Annotated in this window: 17 protein-coding genes; 7 read left to right on the top strand and 10 right to left on the bottom strand. The window is 43.9% G+C overall.

What is annotated here, in order from left to right:
- Positions 1-536 precede the first annotated feature (536 nt).
- From AC6ESP_RS02040 to AC6ESP_RS01995, 10 genes are all read right to left on the bottom strand, one after another.
- On the bottom strand, positions 537-1,919 hold the full coding sequence (locus tag AC6ESP_RS02040) for an MFS transporter (protein ID WP_497094985.1): 1,383 nt from the start codon (positions 1,917-1,919) through the stop codon (positions 537-539).
- 78 nt (positions 1,920-1,997) lie between these two features.
- Complete coding sequence (locus tag AC6ESP_RS02035; RefSeq protein ID WP_497095011.1) at positions 1,998-2,588, bottom strand: TetR/AcrR family transcriptional regulator; 591 nt, start codon at positions 2,586-2,588, stop codon at positions 1,998-2,000.
- Between the two features lie 207 nt (positions 2,589-2,795).
- A complete protein-coding gene (locus tag AC6ESP_RS02030; RefSeq protein WP_497094984.1) occupies positions 2,796-3,335 on the bottom strand; it encodes a ClbS/DfsB family four-helix bundle protein in 540 nt (179 codons plus the stop codon).
- Between the two features lie 258 nt (positions 3,336-3,593).
- Positions 3,594-4,448, bottom strand: a complete 855-nt coding sequence (locus AC6ESP_RS02025; RefSeq protein WP_497094983.1) for a diguanylate cyclase domain-containing protein — start codon at positions 4,446-4,448, stop codon at positions 3,594-3,596.
- Positions 4,438-6,576 carry a cellulose biosynthesis cyclic di-GMP-binding regulatory protein BcsB gene (locus tag AC6ESP_RS02020; RefSeq protein ID WP_497094982.1) on the bottom strand — a complete coding sequence of 713 codons (2,139 nt, stop codon included), beginning with the start codon at positions 6,574-6,576 and terminating at the stop codon, positions 4,438-4,440. The genes AC6ESP_RS02025 and AC6ESP_RS02020 overlap by 11 nt, the downstream gene beginning before the upstream one ends.
- Before the next feature lie 19 nt (positions 6,577-6,595).
- The gene (locus tag AC6ESP_RS02015; RefSeq protein ID WP_497094981.1) at positions 6,596-7,846 is read right to left on the bottom strand and encodes a glycosyltransferase family 2 protein; all 1,251 of its coding nucleotides are present in this window, start codon (positions 7,844-7,846) and stop codon (positions 6,596-6,598) included.
- Between the two features lie 10 nt (positions 7,847-7,856).
- Positions 7,857-9,428 carry a hypothetical protein gene (locus tag AC6ESP_RS02010; RefSeq protein WP_497094980.1) on the bottom strand — a complete coding sequence of 524 codons (1,572 nt, stop codon included), beginning with the start codon at positions 9,426-9,428 and terminating at the stop codon, positions 7,857-7,859.
- On the bottom strand, positions 9,425-10,948 hold the full coding sequence (wsfD, locus tag AC6ESP_RS02005) for a glycan biosynthesis hexose transferase WsfD (protein ID WP_497094979.1): 1,524 nt from the start codon (positions 10,946-10,948) through the stop codon (positions 9,425-9,427). The genes AC6ESP_RS02010 and wsfD overlap by 4 nt, the downstream gene beginning before the upstream one ends.
- Before the next feature lie 63 nt (positions 10,949-11,011).
- Positions 11,012-12,136 (bottom strand): hypothetical protein, encoded by a 1,125-nt coding sequence (locus AC6ESP_RS02000; protein ID WP_497094978.1) that lies wholly within the window; start codon positions 12,134-12,136, stop codon positions 11,012-11,014.
- Between the two features lie 282 nt (positions 12,137-12,418).
- Complete coding sequence (locus AC6ESP_RS01995) at positions 12,419-14,176, bottom strand: hypothetical protein (protein WP_497094977.1); 1,758 nt, start codon at positions 14,174-14,176, stop codon at positions 12,419-12,421.
- Between the two features lie 596 nt (positions 14,177-14,772).
- On the opposite strand from AC6ESP_RS01995, the gene AC6ESP_RS01990 reads away from it, so the two are divergent.
- From AC6ESP_RS01990 to AC6ESP_RS01960, 7 genes are all read left to right on the top strand, one after another.
- Positions 14,773-15,297: a MauE/DoxX family redox-associated membrane protein gene (locus tag AC6ESP_RS01990; protein WP_497094976.1), complete on the top strand. Its 525-nt coding sequence runs from the start codon at positions 14,773-14,775 to the stop codon at positions 15,295-15,297.
- A gap of 11 nt (positions 15,298-15,308) precedes the next feature.
- Positions 15,309-15,863 (top strand): thioredoxin domain-containing protein, encoded by a 555-nt coding sequence (locus tag AC6ESP_RS01985; RefSeq protein ID WP_497094975.1) that lies wholly within the window; start codon positions 15,309-15,311, stop codon positions 15,861-15,863.
- A 231-nt stretch (positions 15,864-16,094) separates the two neighbouring features.
- Positions 16,095-17,927, top strand: a complete 1,833-nt coding sequence (locus AC6ESP_RS01980) for an ABC transporter ATP-binding protein (protein WP_497094974.1) — start codon at positions 16,095-16,097, stop codon at positions 17,925-17,927.
- A 22-nt stretch (positions 17,928-17,949) separates the two neighbouring features.
- Positions 17,950-19,293 carry an ABC transporter substrate-binding protein gene (locus tag AC6ESP_RS01975; protein WP_497094973.1) on the top strand — a complete coding sequence of 448 codons (1,344 nt, stop codon included), beginning with the start codon at positions 17,950-17,952 and terminating at the stop codon, positions 19,291-19,293.
- 55 nt (positions 19,294-19,348) lie between these two features.
- Complete coding sequence (locus AC6ESP_RS01970; RefSeq protein WP_497094972.1) at positions 19,349-20,737, top strand: ABC transporter substrate-binding protein; 1,389 nt, start codon at positions 19,349-19,351, stop codon at positions 20,735-20,737.
- A gap of 412 nt (positions 20,738-21,149) precedes the next feature.
- Positions 21,150-22,529, top strand: a complete 1,380-nt coding sequence (locus AC6ESP_RS01965; protein ID WP_497094971.1) for an ABC transporter substrate-binding protein — start codon at positions 21,150-21,152, stop codon at positions 22,527-22,529.
- A 34-nt stretch (positions 22,530-22,563) separates the two neighbouring features.
- Complete coding sequence (locus AC6ESP_RS01960) at positions 22,564-23,943, top strand: ABC transporter substrate-binding protein (RefSeq protein WP_497094970.1); 1,380 nt, start codon at positions 22,564-22,566, stop codon at positions 23,941-23,943.
- The last annotated feature ends 21 nt before the right edge of the window (positions 23,944-23,964 follow it).

Here is a 23,964-nt window from a genome sequence, read left to right as displayed (position 1 = left end):
TAACCTTCACGCCAATGAAGGTTATTTGTTGTGCCTAGAAATTAGTATACCAATTTACCTGTTGCAGTCCAATACTAATAGCTTGACAAGTATTAGCTGGTTTTTCCTTGTACGGTAATGAAGTTCTGCTGCTGCTGCTATTTCTTCCTTATTATCGCTGATACCCCATTCTGTGTTGAAAATAGAGAAATAAGTTGCTTAACGAAAGAAAATATGACGTTAGATGACCAAGGTACGATCTTTCTTTAGCCATTTCTCATAAACACGAGACTGATCCAGTCATCAACGATGACTGATGAGACAGCCTCAATAGTATGAATATAACCTATCACTCTTCCGGAGCTACGACTACAACGACCGGCTCTGTAACCAGCCCCGCTCTGAAGCAGCCCCCATTAAACCTGAATTCAAAGAATGCCGAAGCACGATTCACAATACGATTGTTAACAGGCTCGAAGAGAACTCTTACATTGAAGGTAATACGGCGGCTGCATAGATAAGGCCCCTTATTTGTTGTAATCCCTTCTGCTCATCTATCAGCTATTTGCTTGCATGCCCGTCTTGATTCGAGCACCTGCCCCATATTGCCAATAATAGAACATCAGAATGCCGACCTGTATCACAGCTAGAACGAGATAGATATTGCTGAATATCGAGCTGCTCATATTCAAGTTAACAGGATTCCATGGAGAGTGTGTCTGCATATCAACAATTCTGCTGTAAATACCAGTTGCGATCCCTTGTGTAATGAAATTCGCCATGGAGAAGATTCCCATCCCCACCCCAGTCTGCTCTTTCGGCAACGTCCTTGATATCGAATTAGACATAGCAATCATCATAAAGGACTGCCCTACATTACCGAATATGAGGAATATAGCAATAATAACAGGTGAAAATCCTGTAAAAGACGACAAGAGAGTCCAGCAAAGCAATAAAGAGCTGCTGGCGAGTATGAATAAAAAAGCACTTCCTTTCCGGTCAGCCAGCCTTCCGCCGAAGCGTCCGAGAATCGCAGAGAAGACGGCTGCAGGAACCATAACGAAGCCAATCCAATAGGACGGAAGCTCATGAACACGAGATAATAATAAAGGACTTAGAAAATAGAGCGAGGCGCCTACCCCGTTCACTAGTACGGCAATCAATAATCCGAGCGTATAGCTCTTGTTCCGGAAAAGAGCTGGCTGGACGAATGGCTCTCCCGCAGTACGAATTCTTGCAATGAATAATATCAGGACCATTGCGCCAACGAATAGGAACAGCAAGGCTCCATTCGTTACGCCCAGCAATATAAACGCAATTGCTACTGCAAGCAGCCCTCCGCCGATCCAATCGAACTTCCTAGGTACACCTTGCTCATCGTCCAAATATTTACGATAATAAGGCAGTGTCAGCAATAGCATCAGAGGTACGCCGAATAACCAACGCCAATCTGCAATGCCTACAATGAATGAAGATACAACAGGCCCTAGAGCATTGCCGAGTGCCAAGCCTACTGCTGTCATACCTAGAGCAGAGCCTCTTCGCTCCAGAGCAAAATAACGCACGGGGATAAGCATTGCTGTCGCCGGGATTGCCGCAGCTCCTGCTGACTGTATACATCTGCCGATTAGCGCCATTAAGAAGGACTGCGAGGTCAAACCAATCAGTGAGCCTATAGCGAACAATAGCAAGCCTACAGTCAATAGATTTTTAAGCTTGAATCGATCTGCCAGCTTGCCGTAAGTTACGGTTCCTACTGCGTAAATCAATGTATAAGCAGACGATAGCCAGCTAACCTGAGCAATCGTAAGGTTGAACTCCTTGCTAATCTGGGGAAGTACAATATTGAACATTAGTGCACTCATCGATGACAGCATTAGTGTGAACATCAGAACCCGAATTAGCTTCTGACCTGCTTGCTGCCTAGCCTCTGTTATCATTCCATTAGTCCCCCTTAGTCTCCATCATTTCCCACGTAATGAATGCATGTGCTTACTTGCATGACTTCTGTAAAAAAACTAGGGAGTCAAAGCCCTAGTAAACGTCCGGACACTTTCCTCAATGAACTCATCCAACGTGACGCCCGGGAAGGACGAAGCTTCTCGGCTATGCAGCCGACTAATGAAAGAGCCATAATTCAGCCACATGAAGGATAGTGCCTGCAGCTCTGTATTCGTCTGAATCAGCTTCCCCTCTGCGAGCATCTTATTGAAATAATCGGTCAACAGCAGCTTCAGCTTTTGTGGCGCCTTATTGCTGGCTTCCTTAAACTCCGCGAACACATTGCTTTCCTTGAGACTGATCTGAATAATTTTACGATTCTTGTTCATCGTCTGATGATATGTTTGGCTAATGAGCAGCAGATCCTCATACAAGTTCCACACGAGCTTATCTGCGAATAGCTTCGTCATCTCTTCTGTATAATTGAAATGATTGAAGGCTTTCTCCAGAAGATTCTGCTTGCTGCCGAATTGACGGAACAGCGTCACCTCATTCACACCTGCTGCTGCAGCAATTTCTTTCGTAGAAACGCCATTGTACCCTCTCTCCGCAACCAGATCGATAACGGCCGCTAATAATCTATAGGTGCTGCTCTGATTCTCGGTGATAGTTAGCCCCCCTCTCTCCCCTTAGTGAATGCAAGTGATCACTTGCATTTCATTTGAAATTATAGTAGCTCGTTTGTGATTTCCTGTCAATACAGATTAGCTCGAATTCAAATCATTTATTAGCAATTTAATTTGTGTTAAAGAAAAGACACAATAATTAGAGCAGCCTTATTGCCTTCATTTTTTGTAAAAGCAAATTTCTCCTGCCTAAGCCAGTTCTTTGGAAGCGCCGGCCTTGGCGGCCTTTTTCCACTTTCTCAGTTTCGCCCGGAAGCTTTTAAAGGGCGCAGCCGAATTAATATGAATCCAGCGGCACATTTGCCAATTTTCCTTTGTGCCCGTCCAGTTACGAACGCCCTGGGTAAATAGCTCCTTCTCGGTCAGCGTCTCGATCCATTCCAGCCAGCGCGACTCCAATTGACGAAACAGCTCCCGCAGCTCAGGCAGGGAATATGCGGCATATTGCTCATAAAACGACTGATACATCTCCCCAAGCTGATTCCATTTATAGTCCGGTGAAGGCAAATGAACCGGCCATCCCTCCTTCTCGGTCTTGTCCCAGTCCATTACCAATTTCATCCAACCAAGCTGATACGCGATCATTTCCGCTGGCGTTCTATCCACCTCTGGCAGCCGGACATCCTTCTCAGCATTGCTTATTTCGTCGAATTCTGCATCAAACAGCAAATAATTAGAATGAATGGTACTGATTAGAGCTTTTTTTGACTCGTATTCGTAACTAGCCATGGTCTTCCTCCCTATTACACTCTTTTTATAACCATTTTTCCATTGCAGTTTAACATATTTCCGGGAGCGATCGCCAATTCCAGTCTATCGACTTTCTCGTCCACGTTTACGTTGTTACCTTCGGAAGCGTGGGGAAATGTAGGTAACACCTGGTTAAAAAACATAATAAGATCCTCTATGACAATGGCGCATGCAGAGGAGGTCTGCATGCGCCATATCATCGAGGATTCCTTCTAATCGTGTTGCATTACATCTAGCTTATACATCATACTCCAGCTGCTTCCGAGCTTGTACTATGAAATCGAGTGGAGTAGGAATATTCTCTGGCTTATATTCAATAGCTCCCATTGTGAGATTCAGCTCAATCTTATACTTATCAGCAAATTCTACGGTGTTGAACGCAACAACCTTTTCCTTCAGCCGCTTGATTACAACATTCGCCCCATCCTGGTCAGTGAAGAGCAGCATTCCCCACGTTGGGTATTCGGTATTGAGCATATACAAAGAGTCATTGAGCCGTATACTGTTCTCATTCAGCTTAGAGACATCGTAGATCATCTCTGTCATTTGTGCTTGACTGATCATTCGGCTTAATTCATCCCAATACTTCACCGTTACAACCATGAGGGTTAACGGTATTTCGTATCGGGTAGAGAGCGCCATGAACACCGTAGCATCCTTCTGGAAGGAGCGGCTGTTCTTCAGATTCGTGTGCTCATCCATTGTAGCCAGGGATACATTCTGCTTCTGCAGTCGCTCCTTCTCTCCTTGCAGCTGCTTGTTCGCCACAGTCAGCATCCAGATGATGAGTGTACAGATAGGCGTCATAATGAGCCAGAAATAATTCTGGACGCCTACGACATCACCCTGAATGACTGTCTGATACAAGGTAAACGTACCGTAGCCAAAAATAAACACAATATTCAGCACTAGACCTGTCGTCACGGTTGTAAAATAAGTCACAATCGCAATCAAAAAGGCCACATTCAAAAATATAATATTTTGCATATATCGATCTGGATCGCCAGCAGTGAACACGATACAAATAAAACAAAAGACAATCAACAGCAAGAACGCTGCGTCCGATAAGATCCCGCTCCGATTATTTGTCATCGTTCATCCCCCGCTTCTTCCGATATTTGCGGATCATTAGAATTAACGAGATCAGCACCAGAACCAGTACTAATACGACAGCGATCATGAAGCTAAGGACGTCACTTCTTTGAATCACATCTTCGATCAGTGTCGACTGATCCTCTCCGGCCTGCTTTTTGAATCGAAAGGCATTAATATGACCGTCTTTGTCCGTTATGACCCCGTCACCGAACAATTGCCACTTCGTGCTTTCGCTCGCGAGCAGCTTGGATGCAAGATAATAGTATTCCGAGCTTGCAGCTGTCACAGCCAACAGACCGTGACCTGCCTGATACGGCGAATCGATCAATTGCAGAGTACCGATTCGCTTCCCGTAGTCCGCATCCAGGCTTATTTTCTCATTAGATAGTAATGTATCACCATTCGGGCTGTATTGAAAATAGAGCTTATTATTGTTCGCTTGAATGACCTGATTCGTATGATAAGTACCGATGGCAATAATATTGGAGCTCTCAAGCTCTGCATCACCTGCTTGATCATTATAGAAGCGGACACTGCCCGTGTTGCTCTCCGTATATTGGCCTAGCATATTGAAAAGACTTGAGATCGTCAGCAGTGTATAGTAATCCTGCTCCTTCGGCAGTACGACGGCAAGCTGATTGAAGCTGCTGTCACGCAAGAACGGATTCGGGTAATTGTTGAATAACAAGTCGGTGCTGTCTTTGGTATTTAGCTGCAGCAGTGATTCCTTCATGATGAAAGCCCACGGCATTTGACCTTCAACCGCTATACATCCTGCGTTCATTAACTCCAGATCGAACGCGACCGTAACGGTGAAGTTGCCAGTGACATCCGTGTTTTTCGGAATCGGCAGAGTGAGATTGTCTCCATCCGCGAGCTCAGGAGTAAGCTTCTTACTGCCAATCGGCGTGTTATTGATAAGGATCGTTACCATGGAACGGTCAAAATCCAAATTGTTAGCATACCTGAAATCCAGACTAATTTTGCTGGCATCGGCTATAGACCGGTTGGCGGGAAGCGAAATATAATACTGCCTCTCCTGATGGTTGATTCCCGTCAGGCGATCCCCAGCATCCGTTAAGCTTACGATTTTATTCACATCAACGGCTGGCGTATCTACCTCTGTACTCTCATCAACTAGCTTCATATTACCGTTCAATTGCGTCATCAGCTCTTGGTTAGCGAGCAATCGACCTGCTTTCACGAGCAGCTCTGAGCTTTGGGAGGTGACAACCAGGATTCGCTGGCTCCCTGTATTCAGCACTTGAATAAGCGCTTTATTACTAAGCTCCTGATTGCCAATAAGATTGCTAATGTCTTCAGGCAGATTGTCGTAAAGGGCAATAGCTGTAATGAACTTCTTCGCTTTCAGCGAATCTGAATTCAGCTCGAACATCGGGATGCTCTTCTCTTGTAGCGAGTTCGCTTTGGCAAAGCCAGATAATGCATAAGCTGCCGCTTCCAGCTCTACAGGATCACTCTGGCTTGGCACAGCGATTGCATTATGATTGCCGCTAACGGTATCCATTCCTATAAATTGCTCATTGAATTCACGAATGCTATCCTCGGAAGCTACATTCGAATAGGTAATGACCGCTCCCGTTGTCTCATACAGCTGAAGCCAATTATCCTTACTCTCCGCTGGAACGCAGATTTGGTTCTCAATCATAGTCTGAATATGGCCTTCAATAGTCAACGTGTTGCTGCCTTGCACAATCAAATCCAGCGGTACCGGAATTGATAAATGCTGCTTGTCCAATTCACTAATGGTCGGGCGGAATGAATGAAAGGCAGTGCCATTCATCACTAATGTCACACTCGATTGATCTCCTTGGAGAAGTGGGCTGGCCTTATAATCCAGATTAATGCTCACATCGCTTGCTTCCCAATACTCCTCTATCTCGAAGTAGAATGATCGTGATGCTGCAGCTCCTGATAACGAAATATTTGTATTGGAAAAGGTCGTCTTATAAATTTGTGATTCACCTGCTTGGACTGTTACACCTGTCGCTCCTGCCACTCCTGTTGAATCCGTACCAGCAACTGCAGCCGAGGCTGTTGTATATCCGAACTGAACAATCAGGATGGAGAAGATTAGCAGCAAGCTGATCGTTATTTTTTTCAACGTATTTCTCCCCTCTAGCTTAATAGCGCTCCGTTTTATACCACTTGTTCTCTCGCTTGAATAGAATATCCTTAACATAATTGTATAACCCGTATGCGGCTACAATCATCCACAGCTGACAGTACGAAATGTACATAAGCATAATGATCCATAGATTCGAGGTTCTCATCTCTCCCTTTTCCGTAATGACCGTAATGAACGTGCCTAAGACGAATAAAACGATGGCGAGTATCCATAAGAACAGACTAAAGCCTGCGATCGTGGTATGCACGTAACCTAAGGCATGGAGAATTAGCAGCAAGTCCGACGCTAACAGTGAGGTTAATAGCAGAAAATAAATCGAAATGAAATATAAAATATCGAAGTGAATATTTCTAGCTGACCGATCGAAGAGCAGCGGGGCATTCTTCACGATGACGTATATATTCCCTTTGGCCCAGCGTGTCCGCTGTTTGAACCACACTCGCAACGTCTGAGGCTCCTGCTCCCATGTAACGGCTTTCGGTTGAAACTTAATGCGATAGCCCATTGTGTAGATTCGGAAGCTGATCTCCGTGTCCTCAGCAATAGCCTTCACATCCCAGCCGCCTATCTGCTCGATAATCGTACGACGAACAATAAAGTTGGTGCCTGGTATGGTGCACAGCTTGAATAGCTTCCATCGTCCGGCTTGAGCCATCCATTGGAACGATAGCGTCTCGATATTAATGAATCGTGTCAGCAAGCTCGCGTTACGATTACGGGTTCGGAACTTGCCAATGACCGCCCCCAAGCTTGAATCAGCTAGCAGCTCGCCAACCAGATAACGAAGCGCTGTGCGCTCAGGAGTATTATCTGCATCATAGATGGCAATTATTTCACCTTTACTCTTAGCAAACCCTATGTTTAAGGCATTGGATTTCCCTTTGCCTCCTGTTACTGCATCCGTATTAATAATGATTAATTGTCGGCCTGTGTATTTCGCTTGGAGATTGCCTAGCAATACACTGCTGTTATCGGAGGAGTTATCATTAATCACAATGATCTCATAGCGATCATGCGGATAATCCAGCGCCAGCAAGGACTCCACAGTCTGAGTAATGACCTTTCCCTCATTATGAGCAGGAACCATGATCGACACGAAGGGCGCTTCCCCCTCTATAGCAGGAACAGGCTTATTCTCGTTGTCCATGTAGTATAAGTATCCGGCAATAATAAGGACAACATTGACGAGCAACAGGGACCAAATACAGACGACCGCAATCAGCATCACTATATCTGCAAATGTCATAGCTGCCTCCTTACTTGAAGTATTTGCGTTTATAGAGCGAATAGCCCATGATCAGAAACACACCGAATGCGATTATGGTCAGCATAATAACGAACATAAAGAATCGATTCTGTACGGCAAAAAAATTCTCAAAGCTTCGCTGCTCCTCTTGTGCGTACGCATATTCCGAGCTGATGCTCTTCTTCGCATCATTGAGCACTACGCTGCGTCCGTTGATTAACAGCAGCCCGTTCTCAGAGGCAATCGCATTGTTCTCCGTTACAACTGAATGCCTACTGTATTTGTAGTCACTAAATATCGTCCAGCTGTCCAGCAGCCTCGCAATGACCTCTTCAAGCTGCTCTTCCTCCTCTATAAAAGGTACGGTTATCGCTATATCCATAGGCAATGGCTCGATTACTTTACCTGCATGCTCGTAGGGCTGCAAATAATCAATTGGAACACTGTACAGCGAAGAAGCAAAAGGCTGGGAAGATCCCGTCTGCGATTTATACATGAGCTTTTCATTAGGAAATAAGATAACTGAATCGAAAAAAACCATTCCTTGATCCACATAATAGCGATCATAGGACCAATACATCTCTGCTCCCATCCCTAATGGAGCAACATCATATTCAGCGAGTGCATCAATGAAATCTCCTAATGCAGCATTCAAGTCGCGATCAATGTCGCTAATGGTTGATGCAACAGCTGGCGCGTTCACCACAATGCTTCCATTACGGGACTGCACGTATTTCAACGTTTCCATATACCGCTTCGTCGCAGGATAGTCCAGATTGCTCAGCACCGGCCTAGCACTTACCAAGAATGGTATCCCTGCATCATAGAGCTTGTCAGACAGCTGCTCCAGAAGCGCAAGATTAGAGAAAGGGTACACTTCATTAATGATCAAATAGTTGCTGCTCTTCCCATTGATCTCAAGCCAGTCCTTCAGAACATGGGCAATAGCCAACTCACTTAGATTCCCTTTCTCATAGAAGGTGACATAGCCATAGCCACTGTCATGGACTGCATAAGGGAATGGACTGTGGCCTTGACCCATGCTGCTTGTCGCATCTGAGCCATAGGTTGTACCAGCTGCTTGCTCTATATAAGGCAGCTGATCCACCTGAATGGACGCTTGCGACAATGGGCCAATCGACAGGTTGATGTGATCAATGCCTCCAGTTGCCAGCTTCAAGCCCAGCTTCTGTTGAAGATTCAGCGGAGGCTTGTCTCCGATATGCAGATACTCTCCTTCATAGGCTCGAATATCATCCACATAAGCTTCATTGGTATCTGCTAGGTCTGGCGCATTGTTCAATCTGATTACTTTCTTATAGTTCTGCAGGGTACCCGCGGTGTAAGTATCGACTGTGGTTAGCGTCACTTCTATCCCATAAGAGGCAAGCAGCCGCAATAAGGCATCTACATTGCCCTCTTTGCTTGTCCCGTTCCCTTGACTATCATAGACAAGCAGAACAGATGTCTGCTCATCCGTCTTGGCCTCTGCACGAATCGTATGCAGTGGAATAAGCAGTATGGCCATTATAACGACAGCTAGACTCAGTATTTTGAATAAAAAAGGGGTGTACATTCTCATCGTGTAGCCTCAGCACCTTTATCATGGTGAATTGGATCGTTATTGGTCTCGGGCCGCCAGAGCCTTCCTCTTATCGCATCAGCCAGCGCTACGAAGGTAACCAGATCGAAGGCTAATGTAAACATGAATTCGTGCTTGGATAAATCGGCATCTCCTGCACCAATGATTGAGATCAGTATGGCCGATACACCCATGAGCATCATGGAGACGATCAGCGGCAATCGGAGCATTCGTCTTGTATCCCTCGCCTTCACCGCCGCTATGAAGGAAGGCAAATACAAGCCCATGACGATAACAATCCATAGAATGACGAAGCCGAAGGTTTTGGGAGCGAGCATCTTCTTAATCAGACTGTATCCGGAGAAGAATGTTGTCTGTGCTCCAAACTCTTTGCCTGCGGATTGCTCATAGTTCCCCATTGCAGGTGGACGAATCGTGAAGGCGTTCTTCGCTGCTAGATCCAGCATTTTACCAGCTTGCACTGGATGGGTCGCATAGTAGGTCAGGATTTTCCCGAAGCCGTACTGATTGAAGAACTCGTCATTCAACCCTGCCGAATCGATATCAATGGTCGTATAAGGCTCATAATAAATACTGTTGTTCAGTACAGCGTATTGCTTGTCGATACCGAATTCCTTCAGAGTCTCTTCAGGATCCTCAGATTGCATCAGCACGCCGCGGGTCATTGCATGGTATTTATTAATATTGACGAACTCCTGCGGAATGAGGACATAAGTTCCAATACCAGCCAGCAGGAGGACAACAAGCGAAGACGCCATAAGTGCACGATAGATCTTGTGCCTTCGAACGAAAATAAGCAAAACGCCTGTTACAGCAATAATGATTCCGACTGGCGCATTCTGCTGCTTACTCGTCGTTAGAAGGAGTCCGCTAACGAAGAATATCCCCATCATCACGTAGTCATTGAATCGATTTCGATACAGCAGCAGACCTGAGGCGAACAGCAGCAGCATCATAATCAGTACAATGCTCTCGCCGAAGAAAGAATTGAAGAAGGCTGTATACGCGGTATCTCCGAACATAAATATGGCGATAATAGCGATCCAATAGCCATATTTCACCGGTATTCGCCAGGTTAAGCTTTCTATTAGCAAATAGATGGCTGCCGTGTACAGTAGTGTATACATGACAGCTTGTACCCTAATGTCGAATACCTGATCGTCAAACAAGGAATTAATCCATAATGAAATCCGAATAAATAACGACTGCGAGGAGGATAATGTCGCTCCATTCTCGTTGAAGTACTGAAAGATCCCATATTCCTTCACAAAATAACCTAAGTACTGGCTATCATAATCCGGGGCATTGAAATAAAGCCCATTACTATACAAAATACGAAAATAATCACCGTTATCTGCCATTCCAATATAGGGAGGCACGAATAGCGCAATACTCGTTATGAGGAGCACACCAGCAGCAGCAAGCATCGCTGGCGATACATATTGACTTAACATCAATAAAATTCGATATAGTCTCGGCTTGAATCCGATCGTTCGCATGAATGAATGTCCTCCTGTGTATCTCTGCGAAAGTGGATGGTTCTATGGGGGGCATTGTCTCAACTAATACGCATAGGCCAATAAAGCCATCAAATTATCGAAGGAATAGGCTTGTCCGGAAGCCGTATCCCCGAAACCGCCATTCAGCGGGCTGGAGGAATCCTGTACTTGGAATTGATTCATTCTCCGAATACTATCCTCGTACAGCTGTTTATCTTCTAGTACAGAACCAATCATAGCAGCAATGGCATAGATAGCCGTTGATTGAATATCATTGCTCGGAATACCTTCTCTTGTATATTGTCCATATAATGTACCCGCCTGTACATGCTCTTTGAGATAACGAATGCTAGCCGGATTATGTTGCTGAGCCTCAGATAAAGAAAGAATCGTCAGTAGGGACTCCACGGTATTAATCGGGTCGGAGCTGTATGCATCGGATTCATAATCGTACCGCGTCTCATAGAAAGGGAATGCATCAGACAGATACCCGCGGCTAATTATGTTCTGCATATTGGACGTTAACCGCTGCTTTTCCTTATCCGATATAGGCAGCAGTGCAAGAGATTTCAGATCGATATAACATAGTGTGATGAAATCATTCGTTATCCTATATTGCTCATCATAGAAGTCATATAGCAAATCACTCTTCGTATTGTGGGAATAGAAGCGGTCCCCATATTGATCGGCTTCCTCTGTGTAACCTGATTCCTCGAATACAACCCCAGCCTCGTACAAGGCGCGTATGATACGCGTATCGTCTACCGCCGCATTAAGCGAATATTTCTTGTTCTGTGCAGGACTGTAACGATAGCTGAAGCCCGTCGACAGATCGAAGGTCATCTTCGCCCTCTTCCATTCTGCATCGAATGCACTCTTCTGCCCTGTCAACGCATAATAGCGCATAAGCAGACCAGCAGATTCACTGAGAACCTCATGCCCTGTTGCAACATCCGCAGACTGATCAGTGTCAAGGTAATTGGTGTACACACCATCACTGCCGGACAGCTCATGCACGACAAATTGCAATAACGCTTCGTGGCTCTCTTCCATATGTAAGGTGTCCCCATAATGCGACTCGGGCAATAATGAAGCTTCCACGTGAGGATTAGGCTGTGAATGCCCACAAGCAGTAAGCATGACTAGTGCTAAGCTGAGAATGATGCCTATTACCGCTTTCTTGCTCATCGTCACATCTCCTTGGGTCGGGCTGACCTTATCTATGCATTTCGATATCCTCTAATTAACTAATTACGACAATACAGCATTGTTCTAAACATTTTCTGTACAATAGGTTTGAAATCTATCCTCAAATAGGTAGATAGATTATTATCTTCAATAGTATTCATGATATTCATATCATTTTATTATGTATTTACCAATAAAAAAATATTACAGAAGTACCATTAATAAAAAGTCTCCAGGACCACTCTATGAACGGCTCCGGAGACTTCTTCACATCGACTTCCTTTATTTCAAGGCTTCTCGAATCAAATCAATAAATATATCCGCTTTCTTGTCTTTCGCTGCAAGTGAAATAAGATCATTCATGTTGGCGTCCAGCCTTCGCTCAAGCGTTATAATTTCATTAAGGCTCTCTGCTTTCAAAGCTGTAGTGTCTCCGAACGTTTTATCGCGTATAACGGCCTTCATCTCATCATCAAGCTTATTCCAGTCCTTCGACAGTGAGCTGATCGAGCTCCGTATATGATCATGATCGTTCTGGTCATTTTCCTTCATGTATTTATTCAAGGTAACCTGTACATCCAGAATAGAATAGGCGTGTACGATACTCCATGTCGAGTCTCCGCCGGACCGAATATGATTATAGATTAGGATGTCATTCATAATGTCCATCAGCAGCTTTTCCAGAGGAAGAGCTCCAAGCGTATTCAGATCTTCAGACGAACTTTTGTTGTCCTGAGCGAAGCAATCTGCTATCCGATTGACGAAATAGCTCTCTGATGAGGTTGATGGGGCAGCGAATACAGCTGTAGATTCTGCTATTGCCGCATAGCTAAGATCTCCTGAGTCCATCCAATCGTTATTGCAGATAAGTGGGACTATTCGATCTATCCGATCAAGAGAATCCGTCCTTACATTAGGAGATCCTGCGATCATATTGAATATCTCATCGCCTTCTCTAACAAGAGCTGCAATCGTTGTCTGATTACCAGATTGATTCACATATTCATCATACCAAGGCAGGTGAAGATAACCCTCGCCCCCGAAAAAATAGACTGCCGCAATCGTGCTGAACGCTTCCGCAGCTGAATGACCCGGTGCCGTCTTTGGAGTATAATCACCAATAATAATAATGTCTCGCTGCCCATCTCCATTCACATCTCTGAAGCTGACGGCATTAATACTCTTCATATTAAGTCCACTAGAAGCTGAATCAGGCAGCTTATACAGAACAATGTCGTCGTTATTCACGATATAAAACCTCGGCTGCTTCACTTTGTTATTCGTGATATAGCCTGATATGAATCTAACATCTCCCCAATACTGCAGGTTCAGCCTAAATGACTGATCCTCAATAATCGTCAGCTCCTCTTCCTGAAGCTGCTGCAGCGTCTGCGCCTCTTTCTCCTGTGCCGGTGTCAGCTCTAGCGGCTCTGCGTTCGTGTCCATGTCGGCATCCTCTTGTATTTCCTTGATTTCTTGGGTGAACGGCTCTACCTGAATCGTATAGGACAAATGATTCTTATACACCTCGTATTCCACATATCCTTTCCCTGTATAGCCTACGAAGTGATCCTCCCATATGCCATCATAGGTATAGCCATGCTCCTTGATCAATGGAACCACGATGCTCTCCATCGCTGCCTTGTAGGCATCTAAGCTTAGCTCAGATAGATTGGAAGAATCCACTCTCATGTTATTCAGAGGCATACCGCTAGCACCATCGACGACCGTCCCTGTGCGAGTGTTGAGCTTATATTCAGAAGCAGCCAGTCCCTTAACTGGACCTATGTAATAAGTAATCATTTCATCCGATACTGGTTCATTTTCTCGTAATTTCAAGCTGTCTTCACTCTCATCAAGCGGAGTTCGAAGGTCATCGGTTACGTTGATGAATGAGCTAGTCTCCATCTCTTCTGCTGTATCCTCATTCGTAACTGCTTGTTGATCTTCATGATTCTGTATACTGCATCCCATTAGGAAAAAGGTCATCATTGCAACAACAATCCATACTCTATACCTCGTACCCCTAAGAAAACTCATCATTTCCTCCATCGTAGTTCTTCCATTGTTCCAATTATGAATAATTATATATGATCAATTCTACAGAAGGCGGGACGATTATACAACGTGTACACCTTGTACCTCGAGCTTCCAAATTATTGCTTGAAGTCTGCTGCGAATGTCCATTCCGCGCCCTTTCTTAAATGAAGCAGAAGGCCTATTTTTCATAAAATAGGGTTGACATTAGTATGCAAGCGCTTTATATTCTAATTAAGTTAACAAATATGGTTTAAATTAGCATTTGAGGAGCGTTCTTGCTCCTCGGGTTTTTATCCCCACTTGCGCAAACGATTGCATATAATTGATGACTGGACGATATTCGCAAGCCTATCCTTCAATCTATTCGGATTCCCGAATCACAAGAAAGAAATTGCTGTCCATTCCCATTTGTTCATTCCACGTCGAAGATCATTTTCAATAATTTCAATTGACAATTTTATAGTTTAACACTTATATTTTAGTTAAGTTTACAAATTTTGCTTGTAATAGCATTGGACGAATCAAGGAATGACATGATTTCAAACATTTTTCGCAATGAAGCACAAACGTTTGCACTTTAGAAGGAGGAATTAATCTTGCAATGGTTGGATTTAACCCGCATGGTATTATTCACACTGCTTATGATCTCTTCCGTGTTGAAATCGATCGATTTGAAGTCGTTTCGCCGCACACTAACAGGCCTCAGCTTACCGAACCCGCTTATAAGTCTAGCAGTCTGGATGATCCCTTTACTAGAGCTTCTGATTGCTATCGGTTACTTGAATCAGTCAACTCTCCTAGCCTCAGTCGTTGCTTTCATTGCACTGTCTCTCGGGTTCATATGGGCAACCTATAACGGACAGAAGCTGGGCCTTCGCTGCAATTGCTTCGGCAATATGAGCAATGAACGCTTCGGTGTTATCTCTTACGTTCGAATTTCTATTCTCGTCATTCTTAATGTGATCCTTCTCGTTACAAGCCCTTCTGATCAGATCTTCACAGCTAATTCTAGTGCTCATGAATTCATCGCAGTTGCTTTTCTCAGTGTGGCATTCCTGCTTATCCTTAATCTGTTAAACGTTCAACTCGAATACCGCAAGCGCAAATTGTCAGAGATGTAGGAGGAATGATGATGATTAATGAAAGCGTATTTATGGCTGCATTTTACATGCAATGGCTTATCATTCTGCTTCTGTCTGTCGGGGTCATCACGTTGTTCAAGAAACAGCTGGACGTGAAGCTCGGCATGAGGCATCACGGCTTGGATCATGGGAAAGCCTTCCCCATATCGAGCATTCAGTCCATCACTGGAGACTATCGTGTCATTAGTCTGCAGCAAGCTCGCCCTACGATATTCATCATGACCTCCGTTGGATGCGGAGCCTGTGCAGCGCTGTATCCTTGCCTGAATAGAGTATCCCTGAGAAACCGCGGCACACAATTCGTTCTTATGGTTATGGGTGAACAGCAAGAGGTGCTTGAATTAATTGATAAATATGAGTTGAAAATTCCTGTTGGCTTATTAACTGAATCTATTATGGAGAGTACAGAAACATCGATTTTCCCTTTTGCTTATGCTATATCGGCCAGCCATAACGTTGCAGCCAAGGGCACCATTAATAATGAGGAGCATCTTCGATTGCTTCTGGAAAGCGATGATATCATTCTCTCCGGGAGAACGGCCTAGAACATTCATCCTTCATCCTACCTTATGAAAGGAGGTGATTCCATGAACTGTCAATACAGCTACTGCACTTCTTCTGCATGCCCATCCTATGCTACGAAAAAATTGCGCTTTTATTATTGCGAAGGAAATAGCTTCTACAAATGTGAATGCTAGAACATCCATAATGCCAGATCAGGGGGAGAGTTTCTCCCCCTTCCTTCATTGCTAGACGGTTAAAAGGAGAACCCCTCAATGACACTAATGAACATGACGTTATTGAAACAAAATCTAACAACTATATTCCGAATTGTACCCTTACTATGGAAGATATCTCCTGGAAGATTGACCTTCACTTGCTGCTGTTACATTATGCTGGCCTTCATACCACTTACTCAACTCTGGATTGTCAAAGAAACCGTCAATGCAGTTGCTGCAATTATTAATGGTCATACTCAGCTTGGGGGAGTCTTACTTCTTCTCCTCCTGCAATTTGCAGTAATCGTTGCTACTGATGGAATCCAAGGTATTAATGAATATACAGTAGTTCAATTAAAACAACGAGCGACCTTTTATATAGATGAACAAATTGCCGTAAAGTCCTCCAAGCTGCCACTAATCTTTTTTGATAAGCCCGAATACTATGACCAGCTGCAGAGAGTATCACAAGGAATGGCATTCCGTGGCTTAACGGTTATTACAACTCTTCTACAGCTCCTGCAGCAGTCTCTCACCCTAACCTGGTTTGTTATTTATTTGGCTCGTATTGATTACTGGTTTGCCATCGTCATCGTGCTGCTGCTCCTCCCCTCGCTCATCGTTAATCTGAGGATTGGACAACGGAAATACGCTCAGATGATGAGTCAGACAACAGCCGAACGCAAATCCAATTATATTATGGGTCTCATGACCGGACGTGCAGCCGCCAAGGAAATGAAGCTATTCGGTCTAACCAGCTTCTTACTGCACAAGTGGTCTAAGCTCTATTGGAAAAATGCCAGCGAGAAGGCTGCTCTCACCAAGCATGCAGAGAGCGGCAGGTTCGTTGCTCAACTGATTATTACCGCATCGAATATAATTGGAATCGTCTATATCGTGTGGATGTGCAGCAAAGGTAGCTTATCACTGGGGGATTATGTAGCTCTCACTCAAATCTTCATTACGATACAGACCATGATACATGGTGCTACTTATAATTTGTCTCTGCTGCACGAGGAAGCCTTATTCTTGAAGGAGCTATTCCTCTTCCTGGACTTCCCGGAGGAACAATCGAATGCAGAGCAGCGTCTTCCATTCCAGCTTGAGCACCAGATTGCAGTTAGCAATCTCTGCTTCTCTTATCCCAATAGTGAGGTGCATAGGCTATCTAATGTCACCTTCCAGATCAAAGCTGGCCAGACCATTGCAATCGTCGGTGAGAACGGTGCAGGAAAAAGCACGCTAGCCAAATGCTTGGTTGGGCTATATCAGCCTACATCTGGTTCCATTCTGATTGATGGGACACCAATCCAAGAAATCGATAATGAATCGTTGAAAGCTAATGTATCTGCTATATTCCAGGATTTCGTCCAATACCAATTCTCCATAAGAGAAAATATCGGAATCGGTCGTATCGAGCAAATGCATGAGGATTATCTTATTCACCAGGCTGCTCATAAAGCAGGTGTAGAGCAGGTCGCCAGCAGCTTAGAGAATGGGTTGGAAACCGAGCTTGGCCCAATATTCGAAGGCGGCCAGGAGCTTTCTTATGGACAATGGCAAAAAATAGCGCTCGGCAGAGCTTTTTTCAAAGAATCTCCTATTATGCTGCTTGATGAGCCAACAGCTGCTGTAGACCCTATCGCAGAAGCTTATTTCTATGAGAGATTCGCCGAGCTAGCGAGCGGCAAGACCACCTTCATGATCTCTCACCGGCTCGCATCCTGCAAAATCGCTGATCATATTCTCGTCCTTAAGAATGGAGAATTAATCGAGCAAGGAGACCATGATACACTAATTGCTCTAAACGGCGAGTATGCTGCTATGTTTGCTATGCAAGCACAGTGGTACCTGGTCGAACAGAAGGAGGCATATAAATATTCTCAATAATTTAAAAGTTAAGAACCATGTTATGCTAGCGATTATTTTATTGACGGTCTCCCTACTTAGCGCTTGTACCAATGAAGATAACAAAGGGGAGTTAGAAGGATCACTGGAAGGAACTCTGAAAGTTATGTATTGGCAGAATTCTGTCTTTTTCCAGAAATACGGGAACCTGTTCATGAACAAGTTTCCAAATGTGGAACTGGAAGTCATCAACACACAATGGCTGTCTAATTACTCTGCTGCTGATCGCGAGCAAGCATTTCTCGACTATATTGAAGAACGCAAGCCTGATGTCCTAATTCTTAATGAAAGCAATTATGCAAGCGCTGTAGAGAAAGGTTTGCTATATCGTCTGGATGCCGTTATCGAACAAGATGGATTCGATGTGGATGCCATACTCCCCTTTGCTACGGACTGGTTAAAAGAGCAAGGCACCGGCAGTTTCTATGCTTTGGCACCGAATTTCTCTACCACTGCCCTCTATTACAACATTGATTTATTCGAGAGATACAATATTGAGTTGCCTAAAGATCGAATGACATGGACAGAGTTATTAACACTGGCTAAGCAATTCCCAACTGAGGGCTCGGATAGTGATCGTGTCTATGGTTTCACAGCTAGTTCGATATATTCCTTCACCAAATCAAGTGAAGCTGCATTCCAGATGATGACAGATTATGCTTCCACAGAAGGACTATCTTACATTAGCGCTGACACCAAAAAGATTACTATCGATTCACCACAATGGCGCAACATTTATGAAGAAATTGTGAATGCGTACAAATCCGATGCCATATTCGTCCCCTCAGGCTGGAATAATAATTTGTTTCTCAGCGGTCAGGCAGCACTCGCTTTGGAAGGTTCTTTTTACTTGACGATGATTGCACAAGCTGAGAATCAAAGTGGATCATCACTTAACTGGGGCATTGTTACTGCTCCTATTAATCCTCAAGATCCCAACGCTTCTTCCAACCTGCATTTAAATGATATATTTGGTGTTAATGTCGATTCAACAAATAAGAAACTGGCGTGGGAATTCGTCAAATTCGTTAACGGGGAAGAAGTCGCCAAAGCCTTGTCTCGAACAGACGACACACTCTCAGTCCGTCCTGCCTTTATACCGGAGAACAAAGGCATACCTCTCAATGCCTTTTATGCATTAACTAAGGGAAGTGACTTCTATAATAGAGTGAAAAGTGTGCCCACAGGCTTTGTCGAGTCATTTAAGTCGATGGCAGCCAGAGAAACTGATAAGGTCCTTGCCGGGGAGCAAAATATTGATCAAGCACTCCAGCAGATTAATGTACAAGGCAATGAGCAGTTAAAACAGGCATATGAATTAGCTGAACTAAAGGAAGAGACCAAGTAAAAGCAGGATGTTTTCTTAATAAATGATTCGTAAGCATTAAAGGAGGTCTACTACTATGAAACTAAATACAAAAATGAGATCCAAATCGATGATTGTATTAGCTGTCATTTTAACAATGTCCTTACTAAGCGCCTGTACGAAGGAAGATGGCGAAGGTGAATTGGAAGGCAAATTAGAAGGACCGCTAAAAGTGATGTATTTTCAAGACAGTTTACTTTACCAGAAATATGGAAATTTGTTCATGAACAAATTTCCGAATGTCGAGCTAGAGTTCGTAAGCACACAATGGTTGTTCAATTACCCTGCAGCAGACCGAAATGCTGCTCTCAAGGAATACATTGAAGAGCGCCAGCCGGATGTCGTGTATCTCGATCAGAGCAGCTACTCCTATGCCGTAGAGAACGGCCTATTGTATTCACTTGATTCTGTTATCGAGGAAGATGAATTCGATCTTGAAGGAATTCTTCCTGCTGTAACCGATTGGCTGAAAGAGCAAGGATCCGGTGGACTGTATGCCTTGGCACCAGCTTTCACCTCTAATGCCCTATATTACAACATCGATTTGTTCGAGAGATACAATATTGAGCTCCCTCGGAATCAGATGTCCTATCAAGAGCTGTTTACACTCGCTAGGCAATTCCCTGTGGAGGGATCAGAATCCGAGCGTATTTACGGCCTAACGACCAGCGCGTCATCCGCATCGTCTAATTTAAGCGATGCTATATTCTCAATGATGAATATGTATGCATCTACAGAAGGACTTTCTTATATTAGCGCAGACGGAAAGAACATTACGTTAGATTCGCCACAATGGCGCACTATTTATGAGAGTGTTGTAAGCACCTACCAATCAGATGCTATATCCCCACCACCAACAGGCTGGGGCAATGACCTTTTTCTAAGCGGTCGTGCCGCTATGATCATAGACGCCTCCTATTATTTGAACATGCTCTCTCAAGCCGCAGGCCGGAATGAATCTCCACTTCGTTGGGGGCTTGTTACCCAGCCAGTTAACCCTCAAGATCCTGACGTAGCCCAAAATATGGGGCTATCCGATATTTTTGGCGTATATGCAGAATCACCTAACAAGAGGCTCGCTTGGGAATTCATAAAATTCGTAACCGATTCAGAAGTAGCCCAATCACTATCTCGCACCACAGATGGTTCGTTGTCCGTTCGGCCTGCCTATATCCCTGAGACCAATGGCACGCAACTCAATGCCTTCTATGAACTGACCAAAATGCGCAATTTCAGCAATAGCTATTTGAATATACCAGACGACTTTGATACCATATTCCAAACCATCTTCACAAAGGAAAACGAAGCCGTTCTTGCTGGCGAACAAACCATTGATGAAGCGATACAGCACATCATTGTTGAAGGCAATGAACAGCTGAAGCTGGCTCATGAGCGAGCGGCGCTGGAGAAGGAGGAGGAAGGGTAAGCCTGTATAGAATCTTGACATGAAAAGGCTCCTAATATCTCAATTGAAAGGAGGTGATCTTATGAATTGTCAATATAGCTACTGTACAACTTCTTCATGCTTTATATCTACCCCGATACCAACTACCAAAAAATTCCGTTATTATTATTGTGATGGAACAGTGTATCACAAATGCGAATGCTAACTATTTTCTAAAAAATTGAGGGGGAGATAGTCTCCCTCAATTTCTTTATTGTTATTTAAGGAATACGCGAACTTGGTACAGCTCGTGAAAAGGATGTTCTGACGCCAAATTTAATAGATAATGCTTCTATTAAATCTTCAATTAAATATTTTAAAACTTTGTCCAATTCAAATTAAAATTGAATATACAGGAGTGGTACACTACAGACCACAAGGAGGACCATTCTCTATGAATACCAAGTTGAAGATGATCATAACAGTATCATTGTTACTGTTAGCTACTTTCCTACATGCCTGCACCAAAGAAGAGAATATAGGAGAATTAGAAGGAGAACTGGAAGGACCTTTGAAGGTGATGTATTTTGATGAAGGCGCCTTCTTCCGAACATACGGCAACTTATTTTCAAGCCAATATCCTAATGTAGAGCTCGAGGTCGTTAGTACGCAATGGCTTTTTAATCACCCCCAAGAAGATCGCGTTGAGGCATTCCAGAAATATATTGAGGAACGCAAACCTGATGTTGTATACCTTGAACCAAGTAATCTCCAAAGTACTATAGAGCAAGATTTGTTGTATCCCTTGGATTCTATTATTAAACAAGATGAATTCGATCTTGAAGGAATCCTGCCGCTCGTTACCAATTGGCTGAAGGAACAGGGTTCTGGCAATCTGTACGCGCTCGCTCCATCCTTTTCTTCCAGAGCTCTTTTTTATAACATCGATTTATTCCAGAAGTACAATATTGAGTTGCCTAGAGACCAAATGACATGGTCGGAGATGCTTAACTTAATAAAACGATTCCCTATAGAAGGCTCGGATACTGAGCGTGACTATGGCTTTTCAGCCAGCTCATCGTATTCCTATAGCAAACCTAGTGACTCCTTACATATGATGATGATGTTTTACGCTATGACAGAAGGTCTGTCTTATGTTAGTGCTGACGGAGCTAGTGTAACGATAGATTCAGCACCATGGCATGACATATACGAGGAGGTTGTGGATGCCTACAAAGCAGATTCCATCTACATTCCTACAGGCTGGAGTAACGATGATATGTTTCTTGGTGGCAGAGCTGCCCTCGCCTTGGAGTACTCCACCTACCTATCTACAATTTCACAAAATGAAGGAAATAGTGGATCTACATTTAATTGGGGAATTGTAACTGCTCCCGTTAGTATAAAGAATCCAGGTGCTTTCTCGGAGATGAATTTAACAGATATATTTGGCATATACACCGACTCTCCGAATAAGAAACTAGCTTGGGAATTCGTGAAATTTGTAAATGGAGCCGAGGTTGCAAAAACATTATCCCGCACCATAGATGGCACTCTCTCCGTCCGCCCTGCTTTTAAGAAAGAATATAAAGGAACACCACTGGATGCTTTCTATGAACAAACTAAACTTGGTGACTTCAACAACAATCATTATACGAAAGTACCTGAAGACTTTTATCCACACTTTAACAAAATCGTACTAACAGAAACCGATGCCGTCCTTGCTGGTGAACAAACGATTGACGGAGCACTTAATAAAATAAAAATAGAAGGCAATGAGCAACTGAAGCTGGCTCATGAGAGAGCATCGCTGGAGAAGGAAAAGGTTGAATAGGCCTGCATAGAAGCCTATAAGGAGGCTCCCTATTATGCTCAACAATTTGAAAGCAACAAAAATGGTTCTAGCAGCCGTTGTACTAACAGTGTCTCTACTTAGCGCTTGTACGAAAGAGGACAACAAAGGTGAATTGGAAGGTAGCCTCGAAGGGACCTTAAAGGTGATGTATTGGCAGGACAGTGTTTTTTTCCAGAAGTATGGAAACTTGTTCATGAATAAATATCCGAATGTGGAGCTGGAGGTTGTAAATACGCAATGGCTCCTTTCTCATCCTGCTGCTGACCAAGATCAGGCATTCCAAAATTACATTGAGGAGCGTAAACCCGATATTATTCTTCTGGATGAGAGCAATTACGCAGGCGCTGTAGAGAAAGGTTTGTTGTATCCCTTGGACTCTGTTATCCAGAAGGATGAATTCGATCTTGATGGAATACTTCCAGTCGTTACGGATTGGCTGAAAGAGCAAGGCTCTGGAAGCTTCTATGCACTAGCTCCCACATTTTATGGATACGGAATCTTCTATAACATCGATTTATTCGAGAAATACAATATTGAATTGCCCAGAGACCGCATGACTTGGACAGAACTGCTTGCGTTGGCTAAGCGGTTTCCAGTAGAAGGCTCGGACACCGATCGTATTTATGGCTTTTCATCCAGTTCAATCTATTCCTTTAGCAAACCAAGTGAAGCTGCCATTCAAACAATGATTATATATGCTGCTGCAGAAGGACTATCTTATATAAGTGCCGATGGGCAGCATTTGACGATGGACTCTGCGCAATGGCGCAGTATATATGAGGATGTTGTTAATGCTTACAAATCAGACACCATACATGTTCCTTCTGGTATGAACAATGACATGTTCTTAAGAGGCCGATCTGCCCTCACCCTAGAAGGTTCCTTCTACCTAACTATGATTGCACAAACAGAGGGAAATAGAAGTACACCCTTAGATTGGGGAATTGTGACCTCCCCCGTTAATCCTCTAGATCCTGAAGCTGCTTCAAGTATGCAAATAACGGATATATTTGGTGTATCTGCTGACTCACCTAACAAAAAGCTTGCTTGGGAGTTTGTCAAATTCGTTAATGGAACAGAAATTGCCCGATTCTTGTCCCGTACGACAGATGGAGTGCTCTCCGTTCGTCCTGCCTTTATGGTAGAAAACAAGGGCACACCGCTCAATGCTTTCTATGAACAAACCAAAAAAAGTGATTATAGCAATCGAAACGTTGTCATTCCAAGAGGCTTCGAGATATTATTAATATCTATAGCAGCGAGAGAAACCGATGCCGTCCTTGCTGGTGAGCAAACGATTGACGAAGCCCTCCAGCATATTCAAGAGCAAGGACAAGAGCAGCTGAAGCTGGCTAACGAGAGCGCAGCACTGGAGAAGGAGGAGGCCCAGTAACCCTCCTTCTTCTTCAGCACT

The organism is Paenibacillus xinjiangensis (assembly GCF_059686975.1).
The sequence above is the reverse complement of the archived record's forward strand: the minus strand, read 5'-3'. Positions and strand labels throughout refer to the sequence as shown.

What these genes read in the sequence shown, in the direction of transcription:
- AC6ESP_RS02040 (WP_497094985.1), bottom strand. Translation starts at nt 1,919, where the DNA reads ATGATAACAGAGGCTAGGCAGCAAGCAGGTCAGAAGCTAATTCGGGTT.
- AC6ESP_RS02030 (WP_497094984.1), bottom strand. Translation starts at nt 3,335, where the DNA reads ATGGCTAGTTACGAATACGAGTCAAAAAAAGCTCTAATCAGTACCATT.
- AC6ESP_RS02025 (WP_497094983.1), bottom strand. Translation starts at nt 4,448, where the DNA reads ATGACAAATAATCGGAGCGGGATCTTATCGGACGCAGCGTTCTTGCTG.
- AC6ESP_RS02015 (WP_497094981.1), bottom strand. Translation starts at nt 7,846, where the DNA reads ATGACATTTGCAGATATAGTGATGCTGATTGCGGTCGTCTGTATTTGG.
- AC6ESP_RS02010 (WP_497094980.1), bottom strand. Translation starts at nt 9,428, where the DNA reads ATGAGAATGTACACCCCTTTTTTATTCAAAATACTGAGTCTAGCTGTC.
- wsfD (WP_497094979.1), bottom strand. Translation starts at nt 10,948, where the DNA reads ATGCGAACGATCGGATTCAAGCCGAGACTATATCGAATTTTATTGATG.
- AC6ESP_RS02000 (WP_497094978.1), bottom strand. Translation starts at nt 12,136, where the DNA reads ATGAGCAAGAAAGCGGTAATAGGCATCATTCTCAGCTTAGCACTAGTC.
- AC6ESP_RS01995 (WP_497094977.1), bottom strand. Translation starts at nt 14,176, where the DNA reads ATGAGTTTTCTTAGGGGTACGAGGTATAGAGTATGGATTGTTGTTGCA.
- AC6ESP_RS01985 (WP_497094975.1), top strand. Translation starts at nt 15,309, where the DNA reads ATGATTAATGAAAGCGTATTTATGGCTGCATTTTACATGCAATGGCTT.
- AC6ESP_RS01980 (WP_497094974.1), top strand. Translation starts at nt 16,095, where the DNA reads ATGACACTAATGAACATGACGTTATTGAAACAAAATCTAACAACTATA.
- AC6ESP_RS01975 (WP_497094973.1), top strand. Translation starts at nt 17,950, where the DNA reads ATGCTAGCGATTATTTTATTGACGGTCTCCCTACTTAGCGCTTGTACC.
- AC6ESP_RS01970 (WP_497094972.1), top strand. Translation starts at nt 19,349, where the DNA reads ATGAAACTAAATACAAAAATGAGATCCAAATCGATGATTGTATTAGCT.
- AC6ESP_RS01965 (WP_497094971.1), top strand. Translation starts at nt 21,150, where the DNA reads ATGAATACCAAGTTGAAGATGATCATAACAGTATCATTGTTACTGTTA.
- AC6ESP_RS01960 (WP_497094970.1), top strand. Translation starts at nt 22,564, where the DNA reads ATGCTCAACAATTTGAAAGCAACAAAAATGGTTCTAGCAGCCGTTGTA.